The sequence below is a fragment of the Mycobacterium sp. E3298 genome (genome assembly GCF_001666895.1).
In the GTDB taxonomy this organism is placed as follows: domain Bacteria; phylum Actinomycetota; class Actinomycetes; order Mycobacteriales; family Mycobacteriaceae; genus Mycobacterium.
The window spans coordinates 22,733-42,838 of record NZ_LZJB01000125.1; the positions used below are offsets into that span (position 1 = coordinate 22,733).

At 69.5% G+C, this 20,106-nt stretch carries 18 protein-coding genes and 2 pseudogenes; 6 read left to right on the plus strand and 14 right to left on the minus strand.

Going from position 1 to position 20,106, the window contains the following annotated elements; genetic code table 11:
• Position 1 precedes the first annotated feature (1 nt).
• The 3 genes from A9X05_RS05955 to glyA form a co-directional block, all read right to left on the minus strand.
• Positions 2–1,303: a PhoH family protein gene (locus tag A9X05_RS05955; RefSeq protein ID WP_067759180.1), complete on the minus strand. Its 1,302-nt coding sequence runs from the start codon at positions 1,301–1,303 to the stop codon at positions 2–4.
• A 219-nt stretch (positions 1,304–1,522) separates the two neighbouring features.
• A complete protein-coding gene (locus tag A9X05_RS05960) occupies positions 1,523–2,350 on the minus strand; it encodes an acyl-ACP desaturase (protein WP_067779880.1) in 828 nt (275 codons plus the stop codon).
• An 85-nt stretch (positions 2,351–2,435) separates the two neighbouring features.
• Positions 2,436–3,716, minus strand: coding sequence for a serine hydroxymethyltransferase (gene glyA / locus A9X05_RS05965; RefSeq protein WP_067779883.1), 1,281 nt, complete (start codon positions 3,714–3,716; stop codon positions 2,436–2,438).
• A gap of 113 nt (positions 3,717–3,829) precedes the next feature.
• Here glyA and coaA point away from each other — a divergent pair, with 113 nt between their 5' ends.
• Entirely contained in the window at positions 3,830–4,768 is a 939-nt protein-coding gene (gene coaA, locus A9X05_RS05970; RefSeq protein ID WP_067210576.1) for a type I pantothenate kinase, read from the plus strand.
• A 3-nt stretch (positions 4,769–4,771) separates the two neighbouring features.
• On the opposite strand, the gene A9X05_RS05975 is transcribed toward coaA, so the two are convergent.
• The 3 genes from A9X05_RS05975 to A9X05_RS05985 form a co-directional block, all read right to left on the minus strand.
• Positions 4,772–5,197, minus strand: coding sequence for a hypothetical protein (locus A9X05_RS05975; RefSeq protein WP_067759191.1), 426 nt, complete (start codon positions 5,195–5,197; stop codon positions 4,772–4,774).
• 338 nt (positions 5,198–5,535) lie between these two features.
• Positions 5,536–6,906, minus strand: a complete 1,371-nt coding sequence (locus A9X05_RS05980) for a hypothetical protein (RefSeq protein WP_067779886.1) — start codon at positions 6,904–6,906, stop codon at positions 5,536–5,538.
• A 44-nt stretch (positions 6,907–6,950) separates the two neighbouring features.
• Positions 6,951–7,739, minus strand: a complete 789-nt coding sequence (locus A9X05_RS05985) for a (2Z,6E)-farnesyl diphosphate synthase (protein ID WP_067302187.1) — start codon at positions 7,737–7,739, stop codon at positions 6,951–6,953.
• 156 nt (positions 7,740–7,895) lie between these two features.
• On the opposite strand from A9X05_RS05985, the gene A9X05_RS05990 reads away from it, so the two are divergent.
• Positions 7,896–8,663 (plus strand): hemolysin III family protein, encoded by a 768-nt coding sequence (locus A9X05_RS05990; RefSeq protein WP_067759198.1) that lies wholly within the window; start codon positions 7,896–7,898, stop codon positions 8,661–8,663.
• 22 nt (positions 8,664–8,685) lie between these two features.
• Here A9X05_RS05990 and A9X05_RS29445 read toward each other — a convergent pair.
• The 4 genes and pseudogenes from A9X05_RS29445 to mca form a co-directional block, all read right to left on the minus strand.
• Positions 8,686–9,033, minus strand: a pseudogene (locus A9X05_RS29445) (nuclear transport factor 2 family protein); the annotation flags it as partial.
• A gap of 11 nt (positions 9,034–9,044) precedes the next feature.
• The gene (locus A9X05_RS06000) at positions 9,045–11,057 is read right to left on the minus strand and encodes a thioredoxin domain-containing protein (protein WP_067779893.1); all 2,013 of its coding nucleotides are present in this window, start codon (positions 11,055–11,057) and stop codon (positions 9,045–9,047) included.
• On the minus strand, positions 11,044–11,343 hold the full coding sequence (locus A9X05_RS06005) for a hypothetical protein (protein WP_067779895.1): 300 nt from the start codon (positions 11,341–11,343) through the stop codon (positions 11,044–11,046). Before A9X05_RS06005 ends, A9X05_RS06000 begins: the two co-directional genes overlap by 14 nt.
• Positions 11,340–12,212: a mycothiol conjugate amidase Mca gene (mca, locus tag A9X05_RS06010; protein ID WP_067779898.1), complete on the minus strand. Its 873-nt coding sequence runs from the start codon at positions 12,210–12,212 to the stop codon at positions 11,340–11,342. Before mca ends, A9X05_RS06005 begins: the two co-directional genes overlap by 4 nt.
• 115 nt (positions 12,213–12,327) lie before the next feature.
• On the opposite strand from mca, the gene A9X05_RS06015 reads away from it, so the two are divergent.
• Together A9X05_RS06015 and greA are read left to right on the plus strand one after the other, a co-directional pair.
• Positions 12,328–12,753: a DUF4307 domain-containing protein gene (locus A9X05_RS06015; protein ID WP_067779901.1), complete on the plus strand. Its 426-nt coding sequence runs from the start codon at positions 12,328–12,330 to the stop codon at positions 12,751–12,753.
• Between the two features lie 222 nt (positions 12,754–12,975).
• Positions 12,976–13,470 (plus strand): transcription elongation factor GreA, encoded by a 495-nt coding sequence (gene greA / locus A9X05_RS06020; RefSeq protein WP_065442111.1) that lies wholly within the window; start codon positions 12,976–12,978, stop codon positions 13,468–13,470.
• Positions 13,471–13,488: 18 nt separating this feature from the next.
• On the opposite strand, the gene A9X05_RS06025 is transcribed toward greA, so the two are convergent.
• The 4 genes and pseudogenes from A9X05_RS06025 to A9X05_RS06040 form a co-directional block, all read right to left on the minus strand.
• Positions 13,489–14,649, minus strand: a complete 1,161-nt coding sequence (locus A9X05_RS06025; RefSeq protein ID WP_067779904.1) for a cystathionine gamma-synthase — start codon at positions 14,647–14,649, stop codon at positions 13,489–13,491.
• 48 nt (positions 14,650–14,697) lie between these two features.
• Positions 14,698–15,249 (minus strand): annotated as a pseudogene (locus A9X05_RS06030) (RDD family protein); the annotation flags it as partial.
• Between the two features lie 114 nt (positions 15,250–15,363).
• Positions 15,364–16,758: a cystathionine beta-synthase gene (locus A9X05_RS06035; RefSeq protein ID WP_067759260.1), complete on the minus strand. Its 1,395-nt coding sequence runs from the start codon at positions 16,756–16,758 to the stop codon at positions 15,364–15,366.
• A gap of 67 nt (positions 16,759–16,825) precedes the next feature.
• A complete protein-coding gene (locus tag A9X05_RS06040) occupies positions 16,826–17,893 on the minus strand; it encodes an alpha/beta hydrolase (protein ID WP_067779907.1) in 1,068 nt (355 codons plus the stop codon).
• 243 nt (positions 17,894–18,136) lie between these two features.
• Here A9X05_RS06040 and A9X05_RS06045 point away from each other — a divergent pair, with 243 nt between their 5' ends.
• Together A9X05_RS06045 and A9X05_RS06050 are read left to right on the plus strand one after the other, a co-directional pair.
• Positions 18,137–19,099 (plus strand): SGNH/GDSL hydrolase family protein, encoded by a 963-nt coding sequence (locus tag A9X05_RS06045; RefSeq protein ID WP_156675571.1) that lies wholly within the window; start codon positions 18,137–18,139, stop codon positions 19,097–19,099.
• An 83-nt stretch (positions 19,100–19,182) separates the two neighbouring features.
• Positions 19,183–20,106 (plus strand): acetyl-CoA C-acetyltransferase (locus A9X05_RS06050; RefSeq protein WP_067779918.1); only part of this gene is annotated, 924 nt, incomplete at its 3' end.

A 20,106-nucleotide genomic window follows, 5' to 3' on the forward strand; every position in this document is an offset into this window, starting at 1 on the left:
GTCACTGCGGGCCGGCGATCTCCTCGAGCATCTCGGTGACCAGCGCGGCGATCGGCGACCGCTCGCTGCGCAGCAGCGTGATGTGGGCGAACAGCGGGTGCCCCTTGAGCTTCTCGATCACCGCGGCGACCCCGTCGTGCCGGCCGACCCGCAGGTTGTCTCGCTGGGCGATGTCGTGCGTCAGCACCACCCGCGAACCGGCGCCCAGCCTGGACAGCACCGTCAGCAGGACGTTGCGCTCCAGCGACTGCGCCTCGTCGACGATCACGAACGAGTCGTGCAGTGAGCGGCCCCGGATGTGGGTCAGCGGCAGCACCTCGAGCATGCCCCGGGAGAGCACCTCCTCCAGCACCGCCGGGCTGGCCAGCCCCTCGAGCGTGTCGAAGACCGCCTGCGCCCAGGGGCCCATCTTCTCGCTCTCGCTGCCCGGCAGGTAGCCCAGCTCCTGGCCTCCGACGGCGTAGAGCGGGCGGAAGACCACCACCTTGCGCTGGGTCCGCCGTTCCAGCACCGCCTCCAGGCCGGCGCACAGCGCCAGCGCCGACTTGCCGGTGCCAGCCTTGCCGCCCAGCGACACGATGCCGACGGACTCGTCGAGCAGCAGGTCGAGCGCCACGCGCTGCTCGGCGGACCGGCCGCGCAGGCCGAACGCCTCGCGGTCGCCGCGCACCAACTGGACGCGCTTGTCCGCGTTCACCCGGCCCAGCGCGTGCGAGCTCCCGCCGAGAAGCCGAATGCCGGTGTGGCAGGGCAGGTCCCGCGCCTCGGCCAGGTCTATCTCACCCTCGGCGAACAGCGCGTCGATGTCCTCGGTCGCGGTCTCGATCTCGCGCATCCCCGACCATCCGGAGGCCACCACATCCTGCGCGTGATACTCGTCGGCGGCCAGGCCGACCGCGGCGGCCTTGACGCGAAGGGGAATGTCCTTGCTCACCAACGTGACTCGCCTGCCCTCGGCGGCGAGGTTGGCGGCGCAACTCAAGATCCGGCAGTCGTTGTTGTCGCTTCGGAACCCGGCGGGCAGCACCGCGGGATCGGTGTGGTTGAGCTCGACGTGCAGCGTACCGCCTTGCGCCCCAACGGGAATAGGCTGATCAAGCCGTCCGTGCACGAGCCGGAGATCGTCGAACAAACGCAACGCCTGACGGGCGAACCACCCCAACTCGTGGTGATGCCGTTTGGCCTCCAGTTCGCTGATCACCACCAGCGGGACCACCACCTCGTGCTCGGCGAACCGGCTACACGCCCAGGGGTCGGACAGCAGCACGGAGGTGTCGATCACGTAGGTCCGGATTTCGGTCACGTAGCGCTCCTCGAGCGGGGTAAGCCCGCGCGGACCCGCACAGGCATGTCGGCGGGAACTGCGACACCAGGACCGGGGCCGGTCCTTCCGTTGTGATGACGGGAGGTGCCGCCCTGGCAGCTGAGCATGACGCTGACCATCGAGAACGACGCTACTCTCGTCGCCGCTTTGCAGCAGCGCAGGCGCGCCGAGGTCTAAGCGCTCACGCGCGAGAATCGGCTAGCTGATGACGAACTGCTTGAGGGCGGGCTCGTCGGCGACACCCCATGCGGTGATGCGATCCGAGATCGCCTGCCGCAGCTGCTGTTGGTCGAAGATGCCCGCATCGGCGACGTTGCGCAGCTTGTCCCGATAGGAGTCGATGTCCGCGCCGGGCACCTGCAGGTCGGCGGCGCGGGCCGCGATGGCGGCAATCGTCTCGTCGCGGGTGTACTGCAGGCAGTGCTCGACGAGGTTGGAGAAGAACAGTTCGTGCCGACGCTCGTCGCGCGCGATGCGGTCGATGAGCCCGGCCAGGATGGGCTCTTCGAGCTTCGCGGCCAGGTTCTCGCAGAAGACGGCGTAGGTGCGCTCGGAGAAAGCCATGTGCACCAGGGTCTCGACCTGCGTGTAGGTGTCCGCGCGGTAGCCCTTCATGACGTACTCGACCCGGGCCTCCTCGTTGGCGGTCGGGTCGACCTCACGGGTGACCACCAGGTATTCGCGCAGCGCGATGGCGTGCAGGTGCTCCTCGGCGGTCCACCGGCCCAGCCAGCGACCCCACCAGTCTTCGAGGATGAAGTGCTCGACGAGTTCGCGGTGGTGTCCGGCCAGGTTGTCCTTGAGCAGCAGCAGGATCTCGCAGGCGTCCGTGTACTCGCGGGGAAGCGTCGCGTCGGACGGCTGCCAGTCCCGTCCACCGAGGAAGGCGAAGTTTTCGCCGCGGTCGAACGGCACGTAGTCGTGGGCGAACCAGATTTCCTCGGTGTTGAGGTGGCGGTCCATGTTGGCCTCGCACACCGGCTCGAGTTCCAGGGTCAGCGCGTTAGCTACAGGTTTCTGTGCCATGCGGTTACTGTAACTCGCATACACAGGTTCGTGAAATCGCCCGGCCCGTGTCGTGACAACTGGTGACTTTGGTCCCTGATCCGCCTCAGCGGTCGACCAGCGTCCACTCCTCGAGGCCGTCGTACAGCGGAAAGTCACGGGCGAGGCGGGTCACCCGCTGGCGCAGGGCCGTCAGGTCGGCCGCGGTGCCCGCCGCCAGCGCCGTGGCGATGACGTCGGCGACCTCGGTGAACTCCGCATCCCCGAAGCCGCGGGTCGCCAGCGCGGGCGTCCCCACCCGCAGGCCCGAGGTCACCATCGGCGGCCGCGGGTCGTTGGGAACCGCGTTGCGGTTGACCGTGATGCCGATCTCGTGCAGCAGGTCCTCGGCGGCCTTGCCGTCGAGCGGGGAGTTGCGCAGGTCGACCAGCACCAGGTGGACGTCGGTGCCGCCGCTGACCACCGACACGCCGGCCTTGGTGACGTCGGGGGCCGTCAGCCGGTCCGCGATGATGCGGGCGCCCGACAGGGTGCGCTGCTGGCGGTCGGCGAACTCGGGGGCGCCGGCGATCTTGAGCGCGACGGCCTTGCCCGCGATGACGTGCATCAGCGGTCCGCCCTGCTGGCCGGGGAAGACCGCGGAGTTGATGGACTTCGCGTATTCCTGCTTACCGAGGATCAGGCCGGAACGTGGGCCGCCGAGCGTCTTGTGCACCGTCGTGGACACCACGTCCGCGTGCGGCACCGGCGAGGGGTGCAGTCCGACGGCGACCAGGCCGGCGAAGTGCGCCATGTCCACCCACAGCTTGGCGCCGACCTCGTCGGCGATCGAGCGGAACGCCGCGAAGTCCAGGATCCGCGGGTAGGCGGACCATCCGGCGATGATGACCGCGGGGCGGAACTCGAGCGCCTCGGCCCGCACCGCGTCCATGTCGACCAGGTGAGTCGTGGGATCCACACCGTAGAAGCCGGTTTCGTACAGCTTGCCGGAGAAGTTCAGCTTCATCCCGTGCGTCAGGTGACCACCGTTGGCCAGGTCGAGGCCCAGCAGGCGGTCCCCCGGGGTCATCAGAGCGTGCAGGACGGCGGCGTTGGCCTGCGCGCCCGAATGCGGCTGCACGTTGGCGAAGTCGGCCCCGAACAGCGCCTTGGCCCGGTCGCGGGCGATGTTCTCCACGACGTCGACGTACTCGCAGCCGCCGTAGTACCGCCGGCCGGGCAGACCCTCCGCGTATTTGTTCGTGAGCACGCTGCCCTGGGCCTGCAGCACCGAGCGCGGCACGAAGTTCTCCGAGGCGATCATCTCCAGCGTGTCGCGCTGGCGGCCCAGCTCCTTGCCGAGCAGCTCGGCGATGTCGGGGTCGACCTCGGCGAGCGGGGAGGACATCACAGAGGTCGAGGGCCGGGCGTCGGGTGCAGCAGTCACGGCGCCAGTCTATCCAGCGACGGTTTAGCCAGCCCAGCCGTCGGGCGCGCGTCCGCCCCTGCAACACTTGCACCATGCCGCGGCTTAGCGAGCCGAGCCCCTATGTGGAGTTCGACCGAAAGCAATGGCGCGCGCTTCGCATGTCGACGCCGCTGGCCCTCACCGAAGAGGAATTGGTTGGCCTGCGCGGTCTCGGCGAGCAGCTTGACCTCCTCGAAGTGGAAGAGGTCTACCTGCCGCTGGCCCGGCTCATTCACCTTCAGGTCGCCGCCCGCCAGCGGTTGTTTGCCGCCACCGCGGAGTTCCTCGGTGAGCCGCAGCAAAATCCGGACCGGCCGGTGCCGTTCGTGATCGGCGTGGCCGGCAGTGTCGCGGTGGGCAAATCCACCACCGCCCGCGTGCTGCAGGCCCTGCTCGCCCGCTGGGATCACCACCCGAGGGTCGACCTGGTGACCACCGACGGCTTCCTGTACCCGAACGCCGAACTCGACCGGCGAAACCTGATGCACCGCAAAGGTTTTCCGGAGAGCTACAACCGCAGGGCGCTGATGCGGTTCGTGACGTCGGTCAAGTCCGGCTCGGACTACGCGTGCGCGCCGGTCTACTCGCACCTGAAATACGACATCATTCCCGGGGCCAAGCACGTGGTCCGCCATCCCGACATCTTGATCCTGGAGGGCCTCAACGTGCTGCAGACCGGGCCGACCTTGATGGTGTCAGACCTGTTCGACTTCTCGCTGTACGTGGACGCCCGGATCGAGGACATCGAGCAGTGGTACGTGTCGCGGTTCCTGTCGTTGCGGGGCACCGCCTTCGCCGACCCCGAATCGCACTTCCACCACTACTCCGCGCTCAACGACACCAAGGCCGTCGCCGCGGCGCGCGAGATCTGGCGATCCATCAACCGGCCGAACCTGGTCGAGAACATCCTGCCCACGCGGCCCCGGGCCACCCTGGTGCTGCGCAAGGACGCCGACCATTCCATCAACCGGCTCCGGTTGCGCAAGCTCTAGCGGTCACGCCGTTTCGAGGCGGCGCACCCCCAGGTACTGCAGCCCCGCGAACGCCGCGGTGTACACGCCGACGGCCAGCGTGGCAGCGATCCCGGTGGCGGACAGCGGAAACACGCCCGCGGCCACGATCGCTGCCAGCGTGAACACGACGTTGGCCACGATGACGCCGATGCCGACGCGGCGCAGGTTCGGCGCCGCCGCAACGAGGAACACGGCCAAGCCGCTGAACACGAACAGGGCGCCGAGGCTGTACTCCTGCAACGACGTCAGGCCCGTCAGCGATGAAAGTGGGTCGGCGAGAAAGGCGATGGCCAAACCGCACAGTCCCGTGAGGGTGGCGTCGGCGCGCATGGCGAAACGCAGCAGCGAGTCGGTCGCGTCGTAGAGGGGTCGGGTTGCCAGACCGGGTGCGCCAGATGCATACATCATGTGATTACTCCTCGCGATGGCGATTGGGGGTCGAACATCAGCGTGCCGCCGGCCCACTGCCATATCGACTCGTGGCACTGCCAACTACTGCCACGCATACACAGACCAGCGAGTTCACTCGGCTATTCCCGTTTGCGGTCCCGAATCCCGATTGTTATTCGACAGACGCCAGCCTGGCGCTCAGCAGCCCCAGCAGTCACAGAATTTCGGGGACACGACGGTGTGCCCGCCGCAGCGCGACAGTCGCGCCTCCGGCGGGTGTCCGACCGCGGTGTCGCTGCGAGTCGGGCACGACGCCGCCGCCGGTGACTGAAGTGACGGACGCCGGGGTCGAGCGGCTAGTCGCTGGTCACGGGGACCCGGGCCCGCAGGTCCGCGGCGATCAACCGGGCGGCGGCGTTCTGCCAGTTGTGCAGCGAGCGCTGCGGCACGTCGGTCACCAACCACTGCCAGGCCTGCCGGGCGATCGGATCCAGTCCCGCAGCGGTGGCGTTCTGCGCGTAGGCGCGCACCCCGACGACGTAGGGGAAGTACAGCGAGTTGTAGTGCCGCCACTGCTCGGTGGTCCCGAAGTCGCCGGCGTCGCGCGGTTTGAGCCGCCCGATCGCCTCGGCGAGAACCGCCTTGAGCTCGTTGGCCCGCTCCAGCGGATGGTCGGGTGCGCCCCGCGCGGCGAGCCGCTCGTCGATGACGGGCAGCGCGGTCAACGGGCTGGCGACCAGTTTGCTCAGGTCGGCGTAGTGCGTCAGGGCCCGGCGGGTGAGCCTGGCGAACGTGGCGTCGTCGACGTGGTTGAGCGGATCCACCGACCGCAGCGGCAGCGCCGCGCCGGTGTTGCGCAGCGCCGCCCGATCCTCGCGCAGCGCAGGCGATTTCGAGAACGCCAGCCGGTCGAGAACCCCGGCCAGCGGATCCGCGAGCACCTGCACGGCGATCGCGACGGCCAGGCTGGTGAACAGCAGCACGGTGAGCGCGGTCTGCGCGGCACGGTCGTCGCGCGTCAGCGCCAGGCCGATCAGCGCCTGGGCGCCGAACAGCACCGCCACCGCCACCGAGCCGGCGAACGAGCGGAGCATGTCGGCGCGCAACGCCTGGCCCTCGTCGAACGCGTCCCACAGGGCCACGGCGATCCCGAGGGAGAGGACGTCGAGGCTCGTCGATGCGAGCGCAACCCAGCTGGGCACCAGGCCCAGCGGAATGATCAGGATGGCGTTGCCCAGCGCGAAGAACAGGGTCGCGACGACGGCGAGCCCGACGGCCGACCGCGGCCGGCGGGGCTGCCGCAACGCGACCGCCATCGCGCCGAAGGTGGACACCGAGATCACCGCGAACATCACCCAGTGGCCCGTGCGCAGCGGCCCGTCGACACTGCCGGCCAGCATTGCCCCGACCAGCGTCAGCGCCGCGACCCCGGCGACCAGCAGCACCTCTCGGGTGCGCGCCCTCGAACCGTCGCTGGGCCGGCACAGCTCGACGAGCACCGCGAACCACGCCACACCGGGGATCGCCACCAGGTAGATCTCGACGCGGGCGAGCAGGTGCGCGTACGCCGGGCTGACGGTCCGCACGCCGTCCAGCCCCACCACGAACGCGAAGCCGCACAGCCCGATCGCCGCCAACACCAGCACCGGCTTACGTGGATCGCGAGCCAGCAGGTACAACCCGAGCCAGCCGCTCAGCGTGAACACCACCGCCGACAGCGCAGCCATGAACCTAGTTTGTCACGGAGTCGAACGACCGCTAAGCCCCTCGGCTACTTGCCGTACCGGCGGTGCCGCTGGCTGTAGTCGCGCAGCGCACGCAGGAAATCGACCCGGCGGAATGCGGGCCAGTGCGCCTCCGTGAACCACATCTCCGAATACGCGCTCTGCCACAGCAGGAACCCGGAGAGGCGTTGTTCCCCCGACGTGCGGATGACCAGGTCGGGATCGGGTTGCCCGGAGGTGTACAGGTTTTCGGAGATGCCGTCGACGGTCACCGCGTCGATGAGCTCCTCGGCGGACGCACCGTTGGCGAGCTCCTTGCTCAGCAGCGCCCGCACCGCGTCGACGATCTCGCGACGGCCGCCGTAACCCACCGCGACGTTGACGTGGAACGGCGCCACGACGGGCGTCGACTCCACCGCGCCGCGCAGCCGCCGGGCCGGTTCCTCGCCGAGCAACTCCAGATCGCCGACGGTGCGCACGCTCCAGCGGTTGGCCGGCGCGCAGATCTCCTCGACGACATCGGTGATGATCTCGATCAGACCGGCCAGTTCCTCGGGATCGCGCTGCAGGTTCTCCGTGGACAGCAGGTAGACCGTGGTCATCTCGATGCCGGCCTCCTGGCACCAGCGCAGCATCTCGGCGATCTTCGCGGCGCCCATGCGGTAGCCGTAGCTGACGTCGGCGTAGCCGGCGTCGCGGGCCCACCGCCGGTTGCCGTCGCACAGGACCGCGATGTGGCGGGGCAGGTCGGATTTGGACGACGCCAGACCCTGCCGCAGCCGCAGCTCGTAGACGCGATACAGCGGCTCTTTGAGACGCGGCGGGATAATTTCCACGGAGACTCAGCCTACTGTGAGCTACACCAAATTCCCCCCTGCTGATCCGGCGATCTCACCGCGATGCGAACACCCCTCCGCGGCGGTTGCCGATTACTGTGGCGGGTAAGCAGCCACTGGCAGTTTCCCGACCTGCACGACGAGGCCCCAGGAGATATGAGTAGCCAGACGAGCACACCCGCCACCCCAGAGCGCGGAGCCGAGGCGATCACGCCGGGCAATACGGTCGAACAGCTTGTCGAAGGCGCGGCCAGCGTCCTCACCAAGCCCCGCATGCGCGGCTGGATCCACTTCGTCTCCGCCTGGCTGGCGATCATCACCGGCGCCACCCTGGTCTCGGTGTCGTGGGCCGCGTCCTCGCCGCGCGCAGGGCACTCGACGCTGGTCTACGCGGCGGCCACGGTGGCGATGTTCGCCGTCAGCGCCACCTACCACCGGGTGCAGTGGAAGTCGGCGGCCGCCCGCAACCTGATGAAGCGGCTCGACCACTCGATGATCTTCGTGTTCATCGCCGGCAGCTACACACCGTTCGCCCGCCTGGCCATGCCGCAGCAAACCGGGATGGAGGTGCTGTGGATCGTCTGGGGCGGCGCGGTGGCGGGCATCCTGCTCAAGGTGTGCTGGCCGTCGGCGCCGCGCTGGCTGGGCGTGCCGCTGTACATCGTGCTGGGCTGGGTGGCCGTGTGGTACTGCCCGACCATCCTGCACAAGGCCGGGGTGGCTGCGATGGTGCTGCTGGCCGTCGGCGGCGTCTTCTACAGCGTCGGCGGCATCTTCTACGCGCTGCGCTGGCCCGACCCGTGGCCCAGCACGTTCGGCTACCACGAGTTCTTCCACGCTTTCACCGCCGTAGCGGCGATCCTGCACTACATCGCCATGTGGTTCGCGGTGTTCTACGTCGGCAACCAGGCGTGGCTGCACTGAGCCGGCTAGGAGTGGGTGCCGCTGACCAGTAGGCCTTCATGTGGGCGACCTTGCCGTCCTCGTCGAACGCCATCACGTCGATCGGCTCGATCACCATGCGGTGCTCCCCGGCGGTGACCGTGAGGCGGAAATGGAAGGCCGCCTCGTTGCCGGCCACCCGCAGCGTCACCAACTCGCACTCGCGCTGGACGTCGTTGACCGCGGAGTAGAAGCCGTGGATCGCCTGGCGCCCGATGTGCACGTCGCCGCCGACGGGATCCTCGACCGTGGCGTCATCGGCGTAGAGCTCGACCAGTTCGTCGGCGCCGCCCTTGGCGACCAGTTCGATGTAGCGGTTGACCGTGTCGGTGATCTGTTCGGCGCTCGGCATGAAACGTCACGCTACCGTGGCGCCGCCAGCGCCTCCGCGAGGTCTTCGGCGGTGGTGACCGGCAGGTCGCACACCCGGCCGCGGCACACGTAGGCGGCGTCGGCGGCGGCCACCCGGTCGCGGCCGGCCAGCAGCGCCGACGAGTCCTTTTCGCCGCCCACGACGATCGCCCCGCCGGGCGCCAACCGTCGCGCCTCGGCCAGCAGCGGCGACCGCGACGGATCGTAGGCGACGGCGATCTGCAGCGGACCCCGGATGGCGGCTTCGGCGACCGCCAGCCAGTGGCCCGCCGAGCGCGGCGCGCGCTCGAGCAACAGCGAATGCGCGCCGAGCGCCTCGCCCGCCGCACGCAGGTACCGCTCCGCGCGCTCCCCCTCAACCAGGTGCGCCGCGGTCAGCAGCGCCTCGGTGATCGAGGACGCGCCGGACGGGGTCGCGCCGTCCAGCGGGTCGGCGGGCCGCACCATCAGCCGCTCGGCGTCGTCGGCGGTGTCGAACCAGCGACCCGGTTGCTCCGGGTCGGCGAAGTGCCGCAGCGCGGTGTCGAGCAGCTCGGTCGCGGCGGTCAGCCACCCGGCGTCGGCGTCCAGCTGATGGAGCGCGAGCAGGCCGGTGGCCAGCGTCGCGTGATCCTCGAGGATGGCGGCGCTGTCGCCGACCACGCCGCCGAGGCTGGCCCGCCGCAGCCGCCCGTCGACGAGGTGCGAGCCCAGCAGCGCGGTCGCGCAGTTCCGCGCGGCGCGGGCGAGTTCGGGGTCGTCCAATGCGACGGCGGCTTCGGCCAGCGCGGTGATCGCCAGGCCGTTCCAGGACGTGACGACCTTGTCGTCACGCCCGGGTTGGGGTCGGGCCAGGCGGGCGGTCAGCAGGGCGGCCCGCACCCGCTCCAGCCGTTGCGGGTCGTCAGGATCGGCGGGTGCTTGCAGCACCGAAGTTCCGTGTTCGAACGTGCCGGTCGCGTTGACCGCGAAAAACATTGCGGCCCAAGGGCCATCGTCGGGGCCGAGCGCCTCGGTCAGCTGCTCGGGCGTCCACACGTACGTCGAGCCCTCGCGGCCGTCGGCGTCGGCGTCCAGCGACGACGTGAACACGGCGCCGTCGGCCAGGTCGTCGAGCAGAAACCGCGCCGTCTGGGCGGCGACCCGGCGCGCCAACGGGTCCCCGGTGCGCCGGGCCCAGTGCGCGTAGGCGCGCAGCAGCAACGCGTTGTCGTACAGCATCTTCTCGAAATGCGGCACCACCCAGGCGTTGTCGACGCTGTAGCGGGCGAAGCCGCCGGCGAGCTGGTCGTAGATGCCGCCGCGGGCCATCGCCGTGCCGGTGCGCGCGACCGCATCCAGCGCCGCCTGGGATCCGGTGCGTTCGTAGTTGCGCAGCAGCGCCTCGAGAATCGCCGACGGCGGGAATTTGGGTGCGCCGCCGAAGCCGCCGCGTGCGGTGTCCTGGTCGTGGAGCACCGCGGCCACCGCGTGGTCACACAGCGCGGGCGCGACGTCCGGGCCGCCGGAGGGCAGGCCCGCCGACATCGCACGCAGCTCGCCGGCGATGGCGTCGGACGCCTCCTCCACCTCGCCGCGGCGCTGGCGCCAGGTGGCGGATACGGCCGAAAGAAGTTGCAGAAAGCCATCTTTCGGGTAGTAAGTGCCGCAGAAGAACGGCCGTCCGTCCGGCGTCAGGAAACACGTCATCGGCCAACCCCCGTGCCCGGTCAGCGCGACGGTGGCGTTCATGTAGACGGCGTCGAGATCCGGGCGCTCCTCCCGATCGACTTTGATGCAGACGAATCCGGAGTTCATGGCGGCGGCCACCTCGTCGTCCTCGAACGATTCGTGGGCCATGACGTGACACCAGTGGCAGGCCGCGTAGCCGATGGAAAGCAGGATCGGCACGTCGCGCTCGGCCGCGGCCGCCAGGGCCTGCGGGGTCCACTGCTGCCAGTGCACCGGGTTGTCGGCGTGCTGGCGCAAATATGGGCTGGTGGCCAGCCCGAGGGTGTTGGTCGTAGCGGCGTCAGCCCGGCTCATCGCCCGGTCCCGGGGGCCGCTGCGATCCCTTGGCCTGGTCCGGCGGCTGTCCGTCGGCGCCGTCGACCCCTTCGGTCCTCTCGTCGGCGGCCTGGTCGGGCTCGGGGTCAAACGACTTGGGCACCTTCTTGAGCTGCCGGTTCATCGACCGCAGCAGCAACAGCGTGGCGATCAGCAGCAACACGACGATCAGCAGCCCGATCGGGCTGGCCTTGCCGAAATCGGGCCCGGTGTGCTGCGGCGCGCCGTCCGCCAGCGCGCTCGCCATCAGAAGAACGTGGTTCACCCGTCACTCTCGATTCCGGCGAACAGGTCGTCCTCGGGCAGCCGGACGGGGACGCGCGAGCGCGCGAGCTCGAATTCCTCCGTCGGCCACAGCCGCTGCTGCCATTCGATGGGCGCGGCGAAGAAGTCGTGCTCGGGGTCGATCTGGGTGGTGTGGGCCCGCAGCGCGTCATCACGCTGGCTGAAGTACTTCGAGCACTCGACGCGCGTCGTCACCCGGGACTCGAAGGGGTCGTGCGCGGCGTCCCAATGCTCGAGCCACTTCTTGAACGGGGGTTCCTGGCCGTGCTTGACGGCTTCGTCGTGCAGCAACTGCATCCGGGCCCGCAGGAACCCGTGGATGTAGTAGAGCTTGGACACCGTCCACGGCTCGCCCGCATCGGGAAAACGCCGATAGTCGCCGGCCGCCTCGAAGGCGCCGACCGAAACCTGGTGGCAGCGAATGTGATCGGGGTGCGGGTAGCCGCCGTTCTCGTCGTAGGTGGTGATCACGTGCGGGCGGAACTCGCGAACGACGCGGACCAACGCCTCGACCGACTCCTCCAGCGGCACCAGCGCGAAGCATCCTTCCGGCAGCGGGGGCGGCGGGTCCCCCTGCGGCAAGCCGGAGTCGACGAAGCCGAGCCAGGTGTGCTCGACACCGAGGATCTCGGCGGCCTTCGCCATCTCGTCACGGCGGATCTCGGCGATGTGGCCGTGCACCTCGGGCAGGTCCATCGCCGGGTTGAGAATGTCGCCGCGTTCACCACCGGTCAGCGTCACCACCAGCACCCGGTGCCCCTCGTCGGCGTACCGGGCGAGGGTGGCGGCGCCCTTGCTGGACTCGTCGTCGGGGTGGGCGTGCACCGCCATCAACCGCAGCTCGCTCACGTGCCCCCTTGTCGGTCAACTGGTCGCCGGTTGCGAACCTATAATTCCAGTTCTTCAGATCGTTGCATGCTGCCGGCCACCGCCCGGCAGCCGACCATCCAGGCATACCCACCAGATGACCGAAACTTCCGCCTCCCGCCCGGAGAGCCGCTACGGGCGCTCCCGGGTGCGCCGGCGCTGGGTCATCGTCGGCCTCGGCGCGCTGGTGGTCGCCGCCGGCCTGGTGATCGCCGTCGTCGGCTACCACCGGCTGGGCACCAGCGCCGTGACGGGCACGCTGGCCGGCTATCGGCTGGTCGACGACCAGACCGCGTCGGTAACGATCAGCGTGACGCGATCCGATCCGTCGCGGCCGGTGGACTGCATCGTGCGGGTCCGGGCCAAGGACGGCAGCGAGACGGGCCGCCGGGAGGTGCTGGTGCCTCCGTCCGAGGCGGCCACGGTGCAGCTGACCACCACGGTGAAGTCCAGCAAACCGCCCGTGATGGCCGACATCTACGGGTGCGGAACCGACGTGCCCGCCTATCTGCGGCCGGCGTGAGCCCCCGGACAACAGCCGAACTGCGAATTTGGGGTCATCAATTGTTTGCGCGGTGGTAACATGGGTGAATGCACGGTTCCTGATGGGACCGTGTATTGCTGCATTAAGGCCGTGAGCACAACGGATCGGCAGCACTCGGGGAGAGAACCCGGATACCTCCGGCGGTGGGGTTTAACAGGCTTACGCGGTTTCGCGGAACGACAACACGAGGAGCACGACGAGATGACGGACACTTCGGTGACGTGGCTGACCCAGGAGTCACATGACCGGCTGAAGGCGGAGCTCGATCAATTGATCGCGAATCGTCCGGTCATCGCCGCGGAGATCAACGACCGCCGGGAAGAAGGCGACCTGCGCGAGAACGGCGGCTACCACGCCGCCCGTGAGGAGCAGGGCCAGCAGGAGGCCCGCATCCGTCAGCTGCAGGACCTGCTCAACAACGCCAAGGTCGGCGAAGCGCCCAAGCAGTCCGGTGTCGCATTGCCCGGTTCGGTGGTGAAGGTCTACTACAACGGCGACAAGTCGGACAGTGAGACCTTCCTGATCGCCACCCGCCAGGAGGGCGTCAACGACGGCAAGCTCGAGGTGTACTCGCCCAACTCACCGCTGGGCGGAGCCCTGATCGACGCCAAGGTGGGCGAGACCCGCAGCTACGTGGTGCCCAACGGCAACACCGTCGAGGTCACGCTCGTCAGCGCGGAGCCGTACCACTCGTAGGCGCCGTCGGGGCGCTGGTCAGCCGAGGGCCTGCTCGAGGTCGGCCAGCAGGTCCGCCTCGTCTTCGATGCCGACCGACAGCCGCACCAGGTCGTCGGGCACTTCCAGTTGGGAACCGGCCGTCGACGCGTGCGTCATGGCGCTGGGGTGCTCGATCAGCGACTCGACCCCCCCGAGCGATTCGGCCAGGATGAACACCTCGGTGCGGGCGCACAGATCCCGCGCGGCCTGCCGGCCGCCCCGCATGCGCACCGACACCATGCCGCCGAACCCGCGCATCTGCCGGGCGGCGACCTCGTGCCCGGGATGGCCCGGCAGGCCGGGATACAGCACGGCGCTCACCGCCGGGTGCCCGGCGAGGTATTCGGCTACGGCCGAGGCGTTTTCGCTGTGCCGCTGCATCCGCAGCACCAAGGTCTTCAGCCCGCGCATGGTCAGGTAGGCGTCGAACGGGCCGGGCACCGCCCCGGCTCCGTTCTGCAGGAACGCGAAAGCCACGTCCAGCTCGGCGTCGTTGGTGATCAGCGCGCCGCCCACCACGTCGGAGTGGCCACCGATGTACTTGGTGGTCGAATGCAGCACCACGTCGGCGCCCAGCGTCAGCGGCTGCTGCAGCGCAGGTGAGGCAAAAGTGTTGTCCACCAACACCTTTGACGAGTACTGCTGACCGACTTCGGCGAGGGCCGCGATGTCGGCGATGGACAGCAGCGGGTTGGTCGGCGTCTCCACCCAGATCAGGCGGGTCTGCGGCGTGATGGCCGCGCGGACGGCGTCGAGGTCGGACAGCGCGACCGGCGTGTAGTGAACGCCCCACTGCGTGAACACCTTGTCGATCAGCCGGAAGGTGCCGCCGTAGGCGTCGTTGGGGATGATCACGTGGTCGCCGGGCCGCAGCATCGCCCGCAGGGCGCAATCGGTGGCGGCCATGCCCGAGGCGAACGCCCGCCCGTGGCCGCCTTCTTCGACCGCCGCGAGCGAGGCCTCCAGCGCGGCGCGCGTCGGGTTTCCGGTGCGCGCGTATTCGAATCCTCCGCGCAGCGTGCCGACGCCGTCCTGGGCGAAGGTGCTGCTGGCGTAGATCGGGGCGTTGACCGCCCCGGTCGCCGGGTCCGGCCGGTAGCCGGCGTGAATCGCTTTGGTGGCGAGTCCGGTGAAGTGTCCGGTGCGGTCGGCGCTCATCGACGATCAGCCTAGGCGACGGCCGCCCCGGCTACCGCGCCCGCACGACTAGCCCGGCAGCTGCTCGGTTCCGTCGGACGGCAGGCAGACGGTCGTCATGATCTTGTCCGCCAGCGTTTGCCGCTTCGAATCCCACAGCGGGAAAAGGAAACCGATGAAGCAGATGATCGCGTCGACGAAGTGCGCCAGGGAACGCACCACCGACATCCCGAAACCGATGGGCTGGCCGGTGACCTCGCTGACCACCTTGAACTTCATCACCGACTTGCCGACGCTCGACCCGGTGGTGCCCTGGCGGTAGCCGTAGTTCCAGATCAGATAGAACAGACCCACCAGCGAGGCCAGCCACTGCGCGGCCAGGCCGATGGTCGAGTTTTGCGTCGCGCAGTACTGGTTGACGGCGTACTGCGTCACGTCGGTGACGCACGCCGTCTGCTGCGTGGCGACGAGGATCCCGGTGCCGATGCCGTGGACGACGGCGTACGGGAGGATGTCGATGACGAACGCCAGGAACCGGCTGAGCCACGGCGTGTAGGACTCCGTCGGCAACGTGCGGATCGCCGGTCCGGGCGGCGGCGGGTAGTCGCCGCCGGGCGGCGGTTGATCGGTCACGAGCACCCCTTCCACTGCGGACCAGCTGAACCAGGCGGCATTACAGTACCCGAGCGCACAGCGGCCGGGCGAGACATCGTCACGCGCCGGACGGGCGCGTCGTCAGCGTCGCCGCGGCCCGTCCGAAAGGAAGCCGAGCAGGTCATATCGGGTGATCACCCCGACGGGTTTGCCCTCCTCGACCACCATCAACGCATCCCAGTCGCGCAGGGCCTTGCCCGCCGCGCTGACCAACTCCCCCGCGCCGATCATCGGCAGCGGCGGGCTCATGTGCAGCGCGACGGCGTCGGCCAACTTGGCCCGGCCCTCGAAGACGGCCGACAGCAGCTCGCGCTCGGAGACGCTGCCCGCGACCTCGCCGGCCATCACCGGCGGCTCGGCGCCGACCACGGGCATCTGGGACACCTCGTACTCGCGCAGGATGCCGATGGCGTCGCGCACGGTTTCGGACGGATGGGTGTGCACCAGGTCGGGCAGGGCGCCGGACTTGCCGCGCAGCACGTCGCCCACCGTGGACTCCTCGGTGGAACCGTCGAGGCGGCTGCGCAGGAACCCGTACGACGACATCCAGGCGTCGTTGAAGATCTTCGCCATGTAGCCGCGGCCGCCGTCGGGCAGCAGCACGACCACCAGAGCGTCGGGGCCGGCCTCCTCGGCGACCTTCAGCGCGGCCACCACCGCCATCCCGCACGACCCCCCGACCAGCATCGCCTCCTCGCGGGCCAACCGCCGGGTCATGTCGAACGAGTCGGAGTCGGACACCGCGATGATCTGGTCGGGCACGGTCGGGTCGTAGGCGGCGGGCCAGAAGTCCTCGCCCACGCCCTCGACCAGGTAGGGCCGGCCGGTGCCCCCGGAGTACACCGACCCCTCGGGGTCCGCGCCGATGATCCGCACGGCGCCGCCCGACACCTCCTTGAGGTAGCGGCCCGCGCCGGTGATCGTGCCGCCGGTGCCGATGCCGGCGACGAAATGGGTGACCTTGCCGTCGGTGTCCGCCCAGATCTCCGGGCCGGTGCTGGCGTAGTGACTGGCCGGGCCCTCGGGGTTGGCGTACTGGTCGGGCTTCCAGGCGCCGTCGATCTCCCGGGTCAGCCGGTCGGAGACGCTGTAGTAGCTGTCCGGGTGCTCGGGCGGCACGGCCGTCGGGCAGACCACCACCTCGGCGCCGTAGGCGAGCAGCACGTTGCGCTTGTCCTCGCCGACCTTGTCGGGGCAGACGAACACGCACTTGTACCCGCGCTGCTGGGCGACCAGCGCCAGGCCGACGCCGGTGTTGCCGGAGGTGGGTTCGACGATGGTGCCGCCGGGCTTCAGGAGCCCGCTCGCCTCGGCGGCGTCGATCATGCGGACCGCGATCCGGTCCTTCGAGCTGCCCCCGGGGTTGAGGTACTCGACCTTGGCCGCCACGGTGCCGGCGCCCTGGGGGACGACGGAATTCAGGCGCACGAGCGGCGTGCCGCCGATGAGCTCACTGATGTGCTGGGCGATCCGCATGCGTTCATCGTGTCAGGCACGTTCCCGCGGTGCACGACGGCTTCCCCCTGACGCCCGCGGCGTTGCGCTAGCCGGTGGCCTCGCGGATATAGTCGCCGATCTGGCGCAGCGACCGGACCGCCTCGGGGACGATCGGCGCGGCCAACTGGAAGTCGTGAATCTGGCCGGGCCACACCCGCACCTCGGCCGGCACCCCGACCGAGGCCAACCGGCTCGCCGCCAGCCGCGCGTCGTGCAGCAACACCTCGGATCCCGAGACGTGGATCAGCGTCCGCGGCAGGCCGGGCTTGATGTGCTCGATCGGCTCGTAGGTCTCCTCGGGCCGCCCCGCGACCTTGTGCTTGGTGGCCGCGCTGGCGACCAGCTCGGCCAGCGCGTCGAACGCCCGGTGCGAGAACATCGCGTCGGTGTTGATGTTGGGATGGGCCTGCTTGTCTTCCTTCGCCAGCTGCAGCAGCGGCGAGATCATCACCAGCGCCGCGGGCTCCTCGCCCTCCTCCTGGAGGCGTTGCGCCAGCGCGAGCGCCAGGTAGCCGCCGGCGGAGTCGCCTGCCAGCACGATCTGATCCGGCTGATATCCGCGCAGCCGCAACCACTGGTAGCCGTCGTGGCAGTCGTCGAGGGCCATCCCGATCGAGTGCTTGGGCAGCAGCCGGTAGTTGACCACCAAGATCGGCGCGTCGGCGGACTGAGACAACGTCTCGACCAGCCGGCCGTGCGAATTGGCCCCGCACGTCAGGAACGCGCCGCCGTGGAAGTAGACGACCACCCGGCGGGTGCCGTCGGCGGGCAGCACACCGGGCGCGCGCACCAGCTGCGCCGAGGCGTTGGGCAGCTTCACCGTCTCGCGCACGGTGGCCGACACCGGCAGCACCACCCGGGCCGCCAGGTCGATCAGCCCCCAGGGCCAGGGGAAGTTGGGGACGTGGCTACCGACGGACAGCACCGGCCGGATGGTCACCCGCGACGTCAGGTTGGCCAGCCGCGCAGCAACGCTGGGCCCGGACTCGAGGACCTCGACCGGCGCGCCGTCGCTCATCGCGTACCGGCGCGTTTCCGCGCGACGCGCCTTGAGAACTTGATAAGGACGAAGGGCAGTCCGGGGGGAACCGGATACCTGACCGGGTGCGCTCATGCTCAACACTTCCTACGCCGTTGTAGTGCGATACAGCATGTGACGAGGCAGCTAAGCGTCTGGTTCAGCCGCTCATCCAAGGCACTCAGCCAACCCCGCCGACTCAGCTTGACAGGCACTTCTTAAGAGAACATTTAAAAAGTCTGATTCGTTACCAATTTGATTCCTCCCGTGACCACATTGTTCGTCGCCCGACCCCGCAAACATGCAAGCCCATCTAAAATAGGTTGCGTGACCATGCGGGTGCCCCGTCGTTCGGCGATCGCCCTGGCCACCGCAGGCGCCCTCGCCTCGACAGGAACTGCCTATCTGGGTGCGCGCAACCTGCTCGTCGGTCAGGCGACGCACGCGCGCACCGTCATCCCCAAGTCATGGGACATCCCGCCGCGCGCCGACGGGGTGTACACCCGCGGCGGCGGGCCGGTGGAGCGTTGGCACCGCGGCATGCCCGTCGACCTGCATTTGATGATCTTCGGCGATTCCACCGCCGCCGGGTACGGGTGCGTGAGCCCCGAGGAGGTGCCGGGGGTCCGGATCGCCCGGGGCCTCGCCGAGCAGACCGGCAAGCGGATCCGGCTGAGCACAAAGGCCATCGTCGGCGCCACGTCGAAGGGGGTGTGCGGCCAGGTGGATGCGATGTTCGTGGCCGGGGCGCCGCCGGACGCGGCGGTGATCATGGTGGGCGCCAACGACGTGACGGCCCTCAACGGCGTGAGCCAGTCGGCGCAGCGGCTGGGGCTCAGCGTTCGCAAGCTCCGCGCCCGCGGCGCGGTGGTGGTCGCCGGCACCTGTCCCGACCTGGGTGTCATCACCGCCATCCCGCAACCGCTTCGGTCGCTGGCGCACGAGCGCTGCTCGCAGCTCGCGCGCGCCCAGGCCGCGGCGGTCCGGGCCGCGGGCGGCATGCCGGTACCGCTCGGGCAGTTGCTGACACCCCAATTCCGGTCGACGCCGCACGTGATGTTCTCCCCCGACGGCTTCCACCCGTCCGCCCCGGCGTACGCGATCGCGGCCGACGCGCTGCTGCGCGCGCTGTGCGAGGCGCTGGGCGAGGAGGTCGACATCCCGCCGCTGGAATTGGCGGCGTCGACGACCCCGCCGGTGCTCGGACAGCGGCACACCCGAACCAGCGTGATGTCGCGGCTGTGGCGTCGCCCGGCGCCGGGACCCGCCCCGTCCTCGTGCCCACCGGTTGGCAACGACTAGATTTGTCCTAGTCCGTCGGCGTCCAGTCAACGGTTTGTGAAGCGAGCTCGCCGGAATCCGGAAGGGATTTGAAGGGAACCGTCATGCCTGAAGCCGTTATTGTCTCCGCCGCCCGCTCGCCGATCGGCCGCGCGATGAAGGGGTCGCTGGTCTCCATGCGACCCGACGACCTGGCCGCCCAGATGGTGCGCGCGGCGCTGGACAAGGTGCCCGCGCTCAACCCCCACCAGATCGACGACCTGATCCTGGGCTGCGGCCTGCCCGGCGGCGAGTCCGGCTTCAACATGGCGCGGGTGGTCGCCGTCGAGCTCGGCTATGACTTCCTGCCCGGCACCACCGTCAACCGGTACTGCTCCTCGTCGCTGCAGACCACCCGGATGGCGTTCCACGCCATCAAGGCCGGCGAGGGCGACGCGTTCATCTCGGCCGGCGTGGAGACCGTGTCCCGGTTCGGCAAGGGCAACTCCGACTCATGGCCGGACACCAAGAACCCGTTGTTCGACGAGGCCCAGGAGCGCACCGCCGCCGCGGCGGGCGGCGCCGACGAATGGCACGACCCGCGGGCCGACGGGAACGTGCCCGACGTCTACATCGCGATGGGTCAGACCGCCGAGAACGTCGCCATCCTCACCGGCGTCAGCCGGGAGGAGCAGGACCGCTGGGGCGTGCGCAGCCAGAACCGCGCCGAGGAAGCGATCAAGAGTGGGTTCTTCGAGCGCGAGATCGTTCCGGTGACCCTGCCCGACGGCACCACCGTCAGCACCGACGACGGCCCCCGTCCCGGTACCACGTATGAGAAGGTCAGCGAGCTCAAGCCGGTGTTCCGGCCCAACGGCACCGTGACGGCGGGCAACGCCTGCCCGCTGAACGACGGCGCCGCCGCGCTGGTGATCACCAGCGACACCAAGGCCAAGGAACTCGGCCTGACCCCGCTGGCGCGCATCGTGTCCACCGGCGTCAGCGGCCTGTCGCCGGAGATCATGGGGCTGGGTCCGATCGAGGCGTCC